The organism is Gordonia jinghuaiqii (assembly GCF_014041935.1).
Taxonomy (GTDB): Bacteria; Actinomycetota; Actinomycetes; order Mycobacteriales; family Mycobacteriaceae; genus Gordonia; species Gordonia jinghuaiqii.
The window spans coordinates 4,784,179-4,797,792 of sequence record NZ_CP059491.1 but is presented as its reverse complement, the minus strand read 5'-3'; the positions used below and the strand labels follow the sequence as shown (position 1 = coordinate 4,797,792).

General features: G+C 68.8%; 10 protein-coding genes. 6 read left to right on the top strand and 4 right to left on the bottom strand.

Features of this window, described 5'->3' with window-relative positions; genetic code table 11:
* The first annotated feature begins 28 nt into the window (after positions 1–28).
* The gene (gene macS / locus H1R19_RS21320) at positions 29–1,183 is read left to right on the top strand and encodes a MacS family sensor histidine kinase (protein WP_188328284.1); all 1,155 of its coding nucleotides are present in this window, start codon (positions 29–31) and stop codon (positions 1,181–1,183) included.
* Positions 1,184–1,278: 95 nt separating this feature from the next.
* Positions 1,279–1,911, top strand: a complete 633-nt coding sequence (locus tag H1R19_RS21315; protein WP_188328530.1) for a response regulator — start codon at positions 1,279–1,281, stop codon at positions 1,909–1,911.
* A 59-nt stretch (positions 1,912–1,970) separates the two neighbouring features.
* Here the strand turns inward: H1R19_RS21315 and H1R19_RS21310 are convergent, their stop codons facing one another.
* The 4 genes from H1R19_RS21310 to trmB form a co-directional block, all read right to left on the bottom strand.
* Entirely contained in the window at positions 1,971–3,344 is a 1,374-nt protein-coding gene (locus tag H1R19_RS21310; RefSeq protein ID WP_188328283.1) for an MFS transporter, read from the bottom strand.
* Between the two features lie 204 nt (positions 3,345–3,548).
* On the bottom strand, positions 3,549–6,773 hold the full coding sequence (locus H1R19_RS21305) for an MMPL family transporter (RefSeq protein WP_219850098.1): 3,225 nt from the start codon (positions 6,771–6,773) through the stop codon (positions 3,549–3,551).
* A gap of 182 nt (positions 6,774–6,955) precedes the next feature.
* Positions 6,956–7,627 carry an NYN domain-containing protein gene (locus H1R19_RS21300; protein WP_188328281.1) on the bottom strand — a complete coding sequence of 224 codons (672 nt, stop codon included), beginning with the start codon at positions 7,625–7,627 and terminating at the stop codon, positions 6,956–6,958.
* Positions 7,624–8,412, bottom strand: a complete 789-nt coding sequence (gene trmB / locus H1R19_RS21295) for a tRNA (guanosine(46)-N7)-methyltransferase TrmB (protein WP_219850097.1) — start codon at positions 8,410–8,412, stop codon at positions 7,624–7,626. The genes H1R19_RS21300 and trmB overlap by 4 nt, the downstream gene beginning before the upstream one ends.
* A gap of 304 nt (positions 8,413–8,716) precedes the next feature.
* Between trmB and H1R19_RS21290 the strand changes: the two genes are divergently transcribed.
* The 4 genes from H1R19_RS21290 to H1R19_RS21275 all read left to right on the top strand — a co-directional run bounded on the left by H1R19_RS21290 (position 8,717) and on the right by H1R19_RS21275 (position 13,588).
* Positions 8,717–9,607, top strand: a complete 891-nt coding sequence (locus H1R19_RS21290) for a hypothetical protein (protein WP_244970788.1) — start codon at positions 8,717–8,719, stop codon at positions 9,605–9,607.
* Entirely contained in the window at positions 9,604–11,133 is a 1,530-nt protein-coding gene (locus H1R19_RS21285; protein ID WP_219850096.1) for a GTPase Era family protein, read from the top strand. The genes H1R19_RS21290 and H1R19_RS21285 overlap by 4 nt, the downstream gene beginning before the upstream one ends.
* A complete protein-coding gene (locus tag H1R19_RS21280; RefSeq protein ID WP_219850095.1) occupies positions 11,130–11,546 on the top strand; it encodes a DUF6802 family protein in 417 nt (138 codons plus the stop codon). Before H1R19_RS21285 ends, H1R19_RS21280 begins: the two co-directional genes overlap by 4 nt.
* Before the next feature lie 215 nt (positions 11,547–11,761).
* Positions 11,762–13,588, top strand: coding sequence for a phosphoenolpyruvate carboxykinase (GTP) (locus tag H1R19_RS21275; RefSeq protein WP_188328277.1), 1,827 nt, complete (start codon positions 11,762–11,764; stop codon positions 13,586–13,588).
* The last annotated feature ends 26 nt before the right edge of the window (positions 13,589–13,614 follow it).

Genomic DNA, 13,614 nt, shown 5'->3' with positions numbered 1-13,614 from the left:
GGGCGGCAAGGACCGGCCGTCCTCGGCCATGGGCGACGAACTCATCGACGACGACCCCGTCGGGCCCCTGTGGCGTGCCGCGCAGATCTTCCGACTCCTGTCGTTCCTCTACGCCCTCGGGTTCCAGATCGCGATCAACCCCGACCTCGACCGCGGCGCTGTGGCCTGGCTGCTCTTCGGGGCGCTGTCGGCGTGGACGCTGGTGTGCGGAATCGGGTACTTCGTGGGGTTCGCCCGTAACAGGTACTGGGTGAGCATCGAGGTCGTCGTGGTGTGCGGCCTCATGCTCTCGACTTCCTATGTCGCCGGGGCGGAGTGGGCCTGGCACAACCAGACGTGGCCCACCACGCTCTGGGCCACCAACGCCGTCATCTCGGTCGCGATTCTCGCGGGACCGGTCGGTGGGATCGTGGCAGGCCTGATCGTCGGCGGGACGAGCACCTTCGTGAAGGGCGCATTCGACCTCGACTTCGGGCGCAACGCGACGATCATCGTGATCATCGCGGCCGGGATGGCGGTCGGTCTGGCCGCCGCGATCGCGCGCCGGGCACACGAGAAGATCTCGCAGGCCGCGCGCATCGCCGCGGCGGCCGAGGAGCGCGAACGGTTGTCGCGTGAGGTTCACGACGGGGTGTTGCAGGTGCTGGCCCTGATTGCCCGGCGCGGTCGGGAGATCGGCGGTTCCACAGCCGAACTGGCCGCACTCGCCGCCGAACAGGAGCGCGCTCTGCGCCGGCTCATCTCCGACGCCGACGAGGAGATCGGTGTCGGGAGCGGTTCGGCGCCCGCCACGGTCGATCTCGCCGCGTCGCTGCGCGAGTTCGCCGACGGCGAGGTGTCGGTGAGTGCGCCCGCGGCCCCGGTGACCGTCGCCGCCCGGGTGGGCTCGGAGATCCGCGCGGCGGTCGGCAACGCACTCGACAACGTGCGTCATCATGCGGGTCCCGGTGCGCGGACCTATGTCCTGGTGGAAGATCTGGGGGACGCCGTCGTGGTGAGTGTGCGCGACGACGGAGTCGGCATCGTAGACGGCCGGCTGGTGCAGGCCGAGTCGCAGGGTCGGCTCGGGGTGTCGAAATCCATTGTGGGACGGATCGAATCGCTGGGCGGGACCGCGGTGCTCGACACCGAGCCCGGCGGCGGCACCGAGTGGGAGTTCACCGTCCCGAGGAACGAGAGCTGAGGGAGCCCGACGTGGCCGCAACACATGGCACCGCACACAACGGTGCCGCACAGGACGATGCCGCAGCAGACCGGGGTGAGCCGCGTCTGCGGATCATGGTGGTCGACGACCACCCGATCTGGCGCGAGGCGGTCGCGAGGGATCTCACGGACGAGGGTTTCGACGTTGTCGCGACCGCCGACGGCGTGGGCAGTGCGGGCCGGCGTGCTGCGGCGGTCACCCCCGACGTGGTCCTGATGGACATGCAACTGCCCGATGGCACCGGAACCGAGGCGACCGCCGCAGTCCTCGAGGTGTCGCCGCGTACCCGCATCCTGGTGTTGTCCGCCTCGGGGGAGCGCGACGATGTCCTCGAAGCCGTGAAGGCCGGCGCCAGTGGGTATCTCGTGAAGTCCTCCTCGCGGGAGGAGCTCGTCTCGGCGGTGCGCGCAACCGCGCAGGGGCAGGCGGTGTTCACGCCCGGCCTCGCCGGCCTCGTGCTCGGGGAGTACCGGCGGATGTCGCTGCAACCCGATTCCACGCCTGAGATCCCCGTGCTCACCGAGCGGGAGACCGAGGTCTTGCGTCTGGTCGCGAAGGGCCTGAGCGCCAAGCAGATCGCGCGACGCCTCGACCTGAGTCACCGTACCGTCGAGAACCACGTCCAGGCCACGCTCCGCAAACTGCAGCTCGGCAATCGCGTGGAGTTGACCCGGTATGTGATCGAACACGGCCTGGAGGAGGACTGAGTCCTGCTCCAGGCCGCGTGGTCGGCTGTGTCAGAGATGGGAATCGCTGGGCTCGAACATCATTCGGTGACTGCGAGGCCTGCGGGTGGTGTCCGCCCCGGCGTCGGTTCGGTGGCCGATGTCGACGTCGGTGTCGACTTCGGCGACACCACCGCCAACGTGGCCGCCGCACCGGCGAGCGCGATTCCGGCGAAGAGGTAGAACGCGGTCGCCGAAGAGATTCCCGCACCGATCAGCAGGCCGCCGATGACCGGGCCGACGATCCCGCCGAGACGGCCGAAGCCGGCACACCACGCCACACCCGCGGCACGGGCCCGCGTCGGGTAGAAGTTCGACACGAATCCGTAGATCAGGACCTGGGTGCCGATGGTGCCGGTACCGGCGACCGCCACCGCAGCGAGGAGCAGTGGTAGTGGCAGCCCGAACGTCAGGCCCACGAGTGCGAAGGTCGCCAGGCAGAACGACGTCGCGACGACCTGTTGCGGGCCCCGGCGATCGGCGAAACGGGCGGCGATCAGGCCGCCGACGATGGCGCCGCCGTTGAGCACCAGCAGGAACGACAACGAGCCCTTGGCGTCGAAGCCGTTCGTCTCCATGATCTGGGGCAGCCACGTGTTGAGGCCGTAGGTCAGCAGCAGGCCCACAAAACTCATCATGCCCAGGAGCATGGTCGGGACCGCGAAGCGACGCGAGGCCAGAACCGCGAAACCGACCTTCTCGGCGGTGTCGGCCGACCCGGTGAGGTGCCGTCGGCGCAGGTCCGCGGGAATGCCGGTGCGCGTGGAGATCTCACGGGCCTCCTCGAAGCGGTCCCGGGTGACCAGCCACTGCGGGGACTCGGGCATCTTGAGCAGGGCCAGCGGCAAGAGGGTGACCAGCGGCAGCGCGCCGATCCAGAAGAGCCCGCGCCAGCCGATGTGATCGGCGAGGAGGATCGCCAGGGTCGAGGCGAGAACGCCGCCGGCCGGAACGCCGCTGTAGACGATCGCGTTGAACAGATTCCGCCTGGCCGGGGGAGCGAACTCGGCGACCATCGCGCCCGCGGTGGCGACGAGACCGCCGACACCGATACCGGTGACGAAGCGCAGGATGCCGAACGTGGTGAGATCGTGGGCCAGCGCGGTGGCGCCCATGCCGATCGAGAACCAGGCGATGTTCGCCAGCATCATCCGGCGGCGGCCCACCCGGTCGCCCAGGGCTCCGGCGGTCAGCGCGCCGACCATCACGCCGATGAGGGCGTAGGAGCCGAGTACACCGGCGGTGGCCGGGGTGAGTTGACCGAGTTGCGTCGGGTCGTCGAGCAGAGTCGGCAGGACGGTGCCGTAGACGACCAGGTCGTAGCCGTCGAACACGATCGCGATGGCGGCGAGCGTGACGATCCAGAGCACGCTTCGGCGGTGCTCTGGCGATGTCCAGGTGGTGGATGAGTTCATTCGGCTGCCCTCCAGCGTCAGTGTGCTGGGTGACATCCTGCGCGGAGTGCGGCAGCGGTCACATCAGGGCAATGCCCTGTCCTGGCCCATCCCCGATTCATCTCGATCGCCGATGAATCCCCGGTCCCGGTCTTATGGATCGAGCGGCTCTGTGTGGCGCCCCTCGGTCCACGAGGCCGGGGCCGGGTCAACCGGCGAAGACGTTCACTTCTGCGAACGGCTCCGCTTGAGCAGTTCCTGGACGCTGATCTGCCCGTCGTCGCCTGAGTCGTCACGGGCGTGGCGATCGGTACGCGGCCGCTTGCGCGTGCCCGACTCCTCTGACGAACCGGTGTCGTCGGAGTGGGACGGAGCCGCGGGTGTGGCGTTCGAGCTGAGTCCACGTTCCATCGGCGACGGCCCCGTCGTACGACGACCACGCGAGAACGACGGGGTCGTGCTCTCCGGACTCACCGACGCGGCGAGCGGTCGGCGTCCGGTTTGATCCAGCGCCGGGCGGCGTCCGAGCGGGGACGGTTGTCCGGCATCGGGATTCGCCCTCGGAGGGGTGGGGCTCGACGCCGGTCGGCCCGGCGCGGTATCGGTCGCGGGGGGCGTCGGGCGATCACCGGCGGACGGACGTGACGTCTCGTCACCGAGTCGGATGCCGCCTTCGCCGAGACTCCAGCCGCCGGTGTCCGGGCGGTCGCTCTTGGGCAGTCCCGGGCGCCGGTACGGTGCCACGGGTCGACGGTCGGCCGTGGGCTCGGGAACCGGGGTGCCCGACGACGGGGCCGGACCGACCCGAGCGGGGCGAGGCGGTGTCGGACCCTGCGGCCTGTTGCCCACCGGCGTATTTCCACGACCCGGCGCGGGCTGGTGCGGACGCTGCTGCGGAGGTGTCGACTGTGGAGGAACCGGCTGCGCGGGTGCCGGCTGCTGGGTGACGGGACCGCCGGGCCGCTGGGGCTGCGCCCCGGGCTGGCGGGTGTCGGTCACGGGCGGGCGTCGCCGGGCGGGCGTGGCGCCCGCGGGCATCTGACGAGGCCGCGCCGCCACCATCACCGAGGTGGGTGCCTCGGCGACCAGGGTGCCCGCGCTCATCGGCCGGCCGACGCCGGAGTCGCGCTGCTCGTCGGGCTCGTCGTCGAGGACGGCCTCGCCCAGCCCGATCTTGCGCTGCACCACGCGCATCCAGCGCGGCGCCCACCAGCAGTCGTCGCCGAGCAGCTTCATCACCGACGGCACAAGCAGCATGCGGATGACCGTGGCGTCGAGGATCAGTGCCGCGATCATGCCGTACGCGATGTACTTCATCATCACGATCTCGGACAGACTGAACGCGCCGGTCACCACGACGAGGATGGCGGCTGCGGCGGTGATGATCCCGCCGGTGTGCGCGGTACCGCTACGTATCGCCTCGGTGGTACTCGCGCCCTTCTGTCTGGCCTCGACCATCCGGGAGAGCAGGAACACCTCATAGTCGGTGGACAGGCCGAACACGATGGCGATGATGAGCACCAGGATCGCCGCGAACAGCGGGCCGGGGGTGAAGTTCGCGATCTCGGCACCGTGGCCGTCGACGAAGATCCACGTCAGGATGCCCAGTGTGGCGCCGAGGCCCAGGGCCGTCATCAGCGCGGCCTTGATCGGCAGGACGATCGAACCGAACTGCAGGAACATCAACACGCCGGTGATGAGGACCAGCATCACCGCCATCAGCGGGAGCCGGTCCATCAAGGCGTCGATCGAGTCCTGGGTGAGCGCCGGGGTACCCGCCACATACATGGTGAGGCCCTCGGTGTCGATCGCCCGCAACTGTTCGATCGCCTTGGCGGCGGTGTTGCGGTCCTTCAGGCCGGCCGACACCTGGTAGACGCCCACATTGGGATATCTCTCCGGGTCGTAGGAGCCGAAGTCCGACTTGTCGGGGTCGCTGAACTTGTTGGTGAAGCCGGGGATCTCGTCGGCGCGCTTGGCGATGGCGTCGAGCTTGTTCTGGTCCTCTTGGCTCGACTCGTCGTAGACGATGACGAGTTTGACCGCCTCGGTGCGTTCACTGGGGAAGTACTCGTCGAACTTCTCCTGGGCGACGCGGTTCGGATTGTCCGGCGGCAGGAACTTCTCGCTGATGCCGCCGAACTGGATGCTGCCGAACGGGATGATCAGTGCGAGCAGCAACAGCACGGTGGGAACCGCGGTCTTGACCGGGTGCTTCATCACCCACGTCGCGAGCCGGCCCCAGAAGCCGTTCTCGACTTCCTGGCTGGTCTTCATCCGCCCCGAGAAGCGGTCCTCGATGGCCATCGCCCGCTCCTCGGTGGAGAAGCGCCGGACCAGCGGGATCACGGTGTACTTCATCAGGGTGCTGATCGACAGCAGGTTGACGCGCGGGCCGAGGATGCCGAGGATCGCCGGCAGGACCGTGATCGACAGGATCGCCGCGAGTGACACCGACGCGATGGCGCCGTAGGCGACCGACTTGAGGAAGCCCTGCGGCATGATCAGCAGGCAGGCGAGGGCAGCGACGATGATCGTCGCGGAGAAGACCACCGTCTGACCGGCGGTCATCACCGTTCTTCGGACCGCGGCCTTCGTCGAATATCCCTCGCCGAGTTCCTCGCGGAACCGCGACACGATGAACAGGCCGTAGTCGATCGCGATGCCGAGACCGATCAGCGTCACCACCGACTGGGCGAAGATGTTCAGCTCGGTGGTGAGCGCCAGGATCTTCATGATGCCCAGCGAACCGGCGATGGTCAGACCGCCGATCAACACCGGCAGACAGGCCGCGACGACGCCGCCGAACACGAAGAACAGCATGATCGCCACGATCGGGAGGGCGATCACCTCGGCTCGGTGGATGTCCTTGTCCATGCCCTCGGCCATCGACCCCGAGACCGGTTGCAGGCCGGCGAGCTCGAAGGTGGTGTCGGGCAGGTCGAAGCGTTCGCCGATGTCGTCGAAGAACGGCTCGATGATCTTGTAGTTGTTGAGCACCGTCGTGTCGTCGTCACCGGCGACGCCGATGCTGATGAAGGCGTGTCTGCCGTCCTCGGTGAACAGCCGCTCCTGCAGTGCGCTCTGCGCAGGCTGGTCGAGGAACGGGTCATAGAGGCCCGGATCGGCGCGTCCGACGATGTCGGGGTGCGTCGCGATCAGATCCTCGACGAACGTCTCCACCTTCGCGCCGAAGGCCTTGTCGTCGACGCGTGTCCCCTCGGGCGGGGTGACCATGAGGATCACGTCGGAGGTGTGGTCGCGTCCGAGTGCCTGGTCGGCGTAGCGCGAGCCGAGGTCGGATTCCGACGTCGGGTCGAACCAGCCGCTCTGGCTGAGGTGCTTGCCGAGATCGAGACCGTACAGTCCGAGTCCGGCCATCATCGCGATCATCACCGCGATGACGAGGAAGCGCATTCGATAGACGAATGTGCCGATGAACCGGAACACGCTGATGTCCTTTCGTGTACGACAAGTCGGGCACGCGGGGTGCCGTTGGCGATTCTGTCAGTTCTGCGAGAGATCCTGACAGTGTTGCCTGAGCGATCCCTGAGGCGTCTGGCCACAGGTTCCCCGTGGCGGCACCCGCGACGCCCCTCTCCGCCATGCCCTGATGGGCACGACGCCGCTGGTCAGCGCAGTAGTGCGCTGAGCGGTCGGAACGGCGTGAGCCAGGCGCCTTCGTCGGGCAGCGAGTCCAGTCCGATGCGCGGCAGCGGCTCCCGGAACACGCCGGGGATGTCCTCGAGGTCGATGAACTCGAGTTCCTCGGTGGTGAGGGCCCAGCTGGCGTGTTCGCGGAATCCGATGACGGTGACGGGCACACCGTCGCCGACCACGTCGAGCAGCGGCTCACGGAATGCCTGACCGTCGGCGGATGCCACGATCACGCCGGCTAATCCAACAGTGTGCCTGCGAAGCTCGATGTGGTCGAGCATGTCGGAGTCCACATCGCTGTCATCGGACAGCTTCGGCTTGGCGAAAACCGCGAAACCGACATTCCGGAGTGCATCCACCCAGGGGCGTACGACATCGGCGCTACCTGGGGCGATGTTGGTGAAGACGGTGGCCTCGGGCTCGACGCCCCCGGAGCCGTCGGTGAGAGCGGACACATCTGCGGTCCGCTGCAGCAACCAGCGGCCCAGCGCGTCGAATCGGGGTCGGTGGGCGGCCGTCGGACGTCCGCCGAGCAGCGCGCCGAGACCCATGTCCATGTTGGGTGCGTCCCAGACGAGCAACATCCGGCGCGACCCGGTCTGCCCGGCGATCGTATCGGCGAACGCGCCCGAATTCTGTTCACTCATGCCGGGCTCCCGTCGGTGGTGTCGCCGGCTCCGGAGGCCGGCGGGATGGGCCGTGTGTAGACGAACTCGCTGACGAAGCGACCGTCGCGCTCGGCACGTCCCTCGAACTTGGTCGTCGGCCGCTCCAGCGAGATCGGCGACTCCCGTGTCAGCTGTACGACGTGCGGTCGATCGGCGTCCTGGGTGGCGAGTGCTTCGGCGATCCACTCGGCGTAACCGGCGTGGTCGGTCGCGATGTGGAGCACGCCGCCCGGGACGAGACGGTCGGCTATCAGCTCCAGTGTGCCCGTCTGGACAAACCGGCGCTTGTGGTGCCGCGATTTGGGCCACGGGTCGGGGAAGAACAGTCGGACGCCGGTCAGGCTCGACGGCGGGATCAGCTCACGCAGGACGATCGCGGCATCGCCCCGGATCAGACGCACATTGGTGAGCCCGTTCCGGTCGATCAGACCGAGCAGCTGGGCCAGGCCCGGCTTGTAGACCTCGACGGCCACCACGTCGACGTCGGGTTCGGCAGCGGCCATCGCCGCGGTCGAGATCCCGGTTCCGCTGCCGATCTCGAGGACCTTGGGTGCGTCGCGACCGAAGAGGGCCGCGAGGTCGAGTTGCGGCTCTGGAACACGCTCGGGCCCGATCTCGAGGTCGCGTCCGAGGACCGGCCACAGAGTTTCCCAGTTCCGTTGTTGACCGGTCGTCAAGGTGCCCCGGCGGAACCGGAAGCTGGTCACGCGGGGGTACAACCGGGACCTGTCGGCGCTGTTGTTCACCGGTCCATCGTTGCGCATCGGGCGTGGTCGGCGAAGTCGTGGGGGAGGCGAACCGCCGCCGGTGGGGGATGAAACCGCTGATCGCCGGAGGATGTGGAGGTCAGGACGCCGTTCGCGCGAATCGGGATTAGTCTCAGGCAAGCCGCTGATCACGTGGCATGCCCGTCGCGCAGGCCATGCCCGGCGACGTGGCGAGCGCAACACCGTGGCGAGCACAACACGTGGCGAGCGCAACACCGTGGAACGCGGGAGAGCGCGATGGCGCAGACACGGGGACATTCGGGGGGGTTCGAGTCGTGAGGGGGCGATCGTGGGGGCGCCGGTGAACGGATCACGACCGGACGGTTCGGGGCGCGCCGGGGCCGGGAGTCCGGGGCAGGACGTGTTGTCCCGGGCGGCCGAGCAGGGCAGGCTGGTCGCCCTCGTCGAGCCGTCGTCGCCGCTGGTCCCGATCCTCGACGCCGCAGGACGTCGCTTCCTGCGTCCGCTGCACGTCCAGGTGGTGGGGCGGCCGGGCGTCGGACGCGACACCATGGCGCGGGCGCTGAGGGAACGGTTGTCGCTGACCGCGATCGGGCCGGGCGAGGGTGAGCACGGCGCAGCCGACGCGGACCTGTGGCTACTCGTTCTCGCGGGGTTGCCGCGGCGCGCGGACCACGAACTCCTGACATCGCTACCGCCCGACCGCGTGGTGGTGGTTCTCGGCAAGGCCGACACGCACGGCGAGTGGGAGACCGCCACCGCGGTCGCCTCGACGTGTTCGACGCGTCTGGGTGTGCCGGTGCAGCCGGTGTCGCAGCTGCTGGCGTGCGCCGATCTCGATCCTGCTGAGTTCGCGGCACTGACGGCGATGGCACAGGCGGGCGAGGAGATGCCGTCGATGGCCGGGCGGTTCCTCGTCGGACGGCCCGGTTCGGCGGAGCGACTCATGCGGCAGGGCCTGCTGCGACGGATCGATGCGTTCGGGATCGAGACCGCGCTGGCCCTCATCGCGGCCGGTTCGGCGGCCGCCGGGGACCAGCGCACCCTCAACCGGGCACTGCGCGATGCGAGTGGTGTTGCGGACCTGTCCGGTCCGATCGGTGCCCGCGTCGGCCGCGTCCGGTACTGGCGCGAGGTGGAGGTGCGCGCCGAGCTCGAACGCGCGGCCGCGGGCGGCCACGACCGCGAGGCCGTCGAACGTCTCCTCGCGGCGCCCGGGGTGTCGGGATGAGTGGCCCTGTCCTCGACGCCGCTCACGAACTCACCGGATTCGACGCCCGGCGCGTCGAGACCGGTTCGGGGGTGCTGATCGTCGGCACCGAGGGCGTCGGCGTCCGGACGCTCGCCGACGCGTGTAGCGGGCTCGCGGCCGACCTCGAGATCTGCCCGCGCACACCGGGGCCCACGCGCCCCGGTGTGGGTCTCGTGGTGATCGACCCGTCGTCGTCGGTGGGCCAGGAGGAACGCCTGCTCGTCGAACGGATGCGTTCACAGGTCGGCACCGTCGCCCTCGTGTGCACCAAGATCGACGCGTTCTGGGAGTGGCCGCGGATCGTGCGCACGCACCGCGCGACGCTGGACCCGTTCGCGACACTTCCGCTGTTCGGTGTGTCCGCCGCCGCAGCGCTCGGCGGGGCCGTCGACGAGTCGGGCGTCGACGCCCTGGTCGAGTGGATACGTGAGGCCCTCGACGCACCTGCGGATCTTCGCGCCGAACGGGCACGCGTGTCCGCCGGAGCAGGAGCGGTCGAACATCTGCTGGGTGACGGGACCGGCCCCGAATCCGATGCAACAGGCTCGGGTGCAACGGACGCCGGCGCGGCCGACGCTCTGCTGGCCGAGCGCCGTGCTCTGGTTTCAGCGCGGGACCGGGGCCGTCTCGATCGCCTTGCCGCGGTCCGGGCCGGGCTGTCCCGTGCCCGGTCGCAGTCGTCGGCCGAACTCCACGCAGGCGTCCGAGAACTGGCGGGCGCGGCCACCGACCACGCCCGGGACACCGACGCCGACCACCGCGCCTGGTTGACCGCCGGTTGGGCCGACCTCGCCGACCGGGTACGCCGCGCCGCCGACGACCGCATCGACCACGTCCGCGATTCCGCACTCGTGGGTCTCGAAGCCGAGCAGGCGCCGCCCGAGGCGTGGGCCGACGTCCCGCTCAATCGGCACCGGTCAGGCGCCCGCCCCCGCCGCGGGGGCGCCGAAGATGCGTTGCTCGTGATCATCGGCGCCTCGACCGGTCTCGGCGTGGGGCGCCTGATCGTCGCGCCGATGGCGTCGGTCCAGACGTTGCAGTGGATCAGCATGCCGCTCACCCTGATGTTGGGCGTCGCTGTCGCGGCGTGGGTGATCCGTGTGCGCCGCGGGGCGCTGAACCGATCGGAGCGGGTGTCGCGGACCGTCGAACTGCTCGGTGAGGCACGGGCGACTCTCGATCACCGGCTCGGACTGCGCATCGCCTCGGCCGAGACCCGTATCGCCGGTCAGATCGCGCGTGCCTACGAACGTCGGGCCCGCCGGACATCGGAAGGTGTTGCGCGGCTCGACGACGAGATACGACGTCTGCGCAGCGGCTCAGGCGCACAGGAGTCACGCCGGCGCCGGGACCGGGCCGAGGCCATCCGCCGCGAACTCGTCGCCAGATCCGAACGCCTGTGGGCCGAGGTCGACGATCCCGGCGGGAACGAGCAACAGACAGAACAGGGCCGGAACGAAAGCCGGGGCCGCACGGCCACCGACCACGACGACGGGAATCAGTGACCACGATGGACCCGATGTTCGACGACGAGACCGCGGGACTCGGCGACGCCGGCGAGGCGTCGATCTTCGAGGGGCCGTCTGCGGCCCCGATCGACCCGGCAGGACCCGCCGTCGATTCGGTGGCCGCGATCCACGAGGTCCCGGCTTCCGACGATGTCGACGACCACCTGTGGATGCACGACGACGGCCGTATCTGGGACCTCGGACCGGCCGAGGTCGACACCGACAACGACGGCATCAACGACTCGCTCACGCGTAACGGGCCCGACGGGTTCACCGTGTACACCGACAGCGACCGGGACGGCCAGGTCGACAAGATCACCGAGATCGGCGCCGACGGCGAGTTCCGTTCCGCCGTCCTCGACCCGGACACCGGGGAGTGGATCTCGGGCGGATCGGGACGGGTCGGCTGAGACCCGCCGGAATGTCGGGGTGGCAGCCGTTCGCCCGGTACGGTGTCGGGTACACGATCACCAGGAACTTCGGCCGTCGTGCGGGCGGTTGTGGTGGGCACCGCATCTCGCCGGGCCCCGTGACCTAGCGTCCGTTCGGTGGACGTATCCTAGACGACGAGATCACCTGACGGCGACCATTCAAGCTGGTCACCACCTCGGAGGAGGCCCCAACGATGACCGCAGCCACCATTCCCGGATTGGACCCGAGCAGCGCTCCGACCAAGCATGCGGGGCTGCTGGCCTGGGTTGCCGAGATCGCCGAACTGACCCAGCCCGATCGGGTGGTGTGGTCGGACGGCAGTGACGCCGAGTGGGAGCGACTCACCGACGATCTGGTCAAGGCCGGCACCCTCGTCAAGCTGAACGAGGAGAAGAAGCCCAACTCGTTCCTGGCCAACTCCGACCCCGCCGACGTCGCCCGTGTCGAGTCGCGGACCTACATCTGTTCGGAGAAGGAAGAAGACGCCGGACCGACCAACAACTGGGTCGATCCGGCCGAGATGCGTTCGACGATGACCGAGCTCTACCGCGGTTGCATGCGCGGCCGCACGATGTTCGTCATCCCCTTCTGCATGGGACCGTTCGACTCCGACGACCCCAAACTCGGTGTCGAGATCACCGACTCCGAGTACGTCGTCCTCTCCATGAAGATCATGACCCGCGTGGGACCTCGCGTCCTCGAGATCCTCGGCGAGGACGGCTTCTTCGTGAAGGCGCTGCACTCCGTCGGTGCGCCCATCGAGCCCGGCCAGGCCGACGTGCCGTGGCCCTGCAACACCGAGAAGTACATCACCCACTTCCCCGAGACCCGCGAGATCTGGTCCTTCGGTTCGGGTTACGGCGGTAACGCGCTGCTCGGCAAGAAGTGCTACGCGCTGCGCATCGCCTCGGTCATCGCGCGCGACGAGGGCTGGATGGCCGAGCACATGCTCATCCTCAAGCTGACCAGCCCGGCGAACAAGGTCTATTACATCGCCGCAGCGTTCCCCAGCGCCTGCGGCAAGACCAACCTCGCGATGCTGCAGCCCACCATCCCCGGCTGGAAGGCCGAGACCGTCGGTGACGACATCGCGTGGATGCGCTTCGGCGACGACGGCCGTCTGTACGCCATCAACCCGGAGTTCGGCTTCTTCGGCGTCGCCCCCGGCACCAGCTACTCGTCGAACCCGAACGCGATGAAGACCATCGAGGCCGGAAACACCCTGTACACCAACGTCGCCCGTACCGACGACGGTGACATCTGGTGGGAGGACATCGACGGCGAGGCGCCCGCTCACCTCACCGACTGGCTCGGCAACGACTGGACCCCGGAGTCCGGTCACAAGGCCGCACACCCGAACTCGCGGTACTGCACCCCGATCTCGCAGTGCCCGTCGCTGGCCGACGAGTGGGACGACCCCAAGGGTGTGCCGATCTCGGCGATCCTGTTCGGCGGTCGTCGCAAGACCACCGTCCCGCTGGTCACCGAGGCCCGCGACTGGCAGACCGGTGTCTTCATGGGTGCCACGGTGGGCTCGGAGCAGACCGCCGCCGCCGAGGGCACGGTCGGCACCGTGCGACGCGACCCGATGGCCATGCTGCCGTTCATGGGTTACCACGTCGGTGACTACCTGCAGCACTGGGTGAACATCGGCAAGAACGCAGACGAGTCCAAACTGCCGAAGGTCTTCTACGTCAACTGGTTCCGCCGTGGCGACGACAAGCGCTTCCTGTGGCCAGGATTCGGCGAGAACAGCCGCGTGCTGAAGTGGGTCGTCGGGCGTATCGAGGGCGAGGCGGACGGCGTGGAGACGCCCATCGGCATCGTCGCCAAGCCCGAGGATATCGACGTCAGCGGCCTGGACGTGCCGGCGCAGGATGTCGCCGAGGCGTTGGCCTTCAACGCAGACGAATGGCGCGAGGAGATCCCGTCCATCGAGGAGCTCTTCGACTTCATCGGCGACAAGCTGCCGACGTCGCTGCGCGACGAACTCGACGGACTCAAGCAGCGTCTGAACTGATGCGCGTGGCGGTCTGAAGCCCGCCA

Coding starts and splice junctions, on each gene's coding strand:
- macS (WP_188328284.1), top strand. CDS start 29: ATGGGCGACGAACTCATCGACGACGACCCCGTCGGGCCCCTGTGGCGT.
- H1R19_RS21315 (WP_188328530.1), top strand. CDS start 1,279: ATGGTGGTCGACGACCACCCGATCTGGCGCGAGGCGGTCGCGAGGGAT.
- H1R19_RS21310 (WP_188328283.1), bottom strand. CDS start 3,344: ATGAACTCATCCACCACCTGGACATCGCCAGAGCACCGCCGAAGCGTG.
- H1R19_RS21300 (WP_188328281.1), bottom strand. CDS start 7,627: ATGAGTGAACAGAATTCGGGCGCGTTCGCCGATACGATCGCCGGGCAG.
- trmB (WP_219850097.1), bottom strand. CDS start 8,412: ATGCGCAACGATGGACCGGTGAACAACAGCGCCGACAGGTCCCGGTTG.
- H1R19_RS21285 (WP_219850096.1), top strand. CDS start 9,604: ATGAGTGGCCCTGTCCTCGACGCCGCTCACGAACTCACCGGATTCGAC.
- H1R19_RS21275 (WP_188328277.1), top strand. CDS start 11,762: ATGACCGCAGCCACCATTCCCGGATTGGACCCGAGCAGCGCTCCGACC.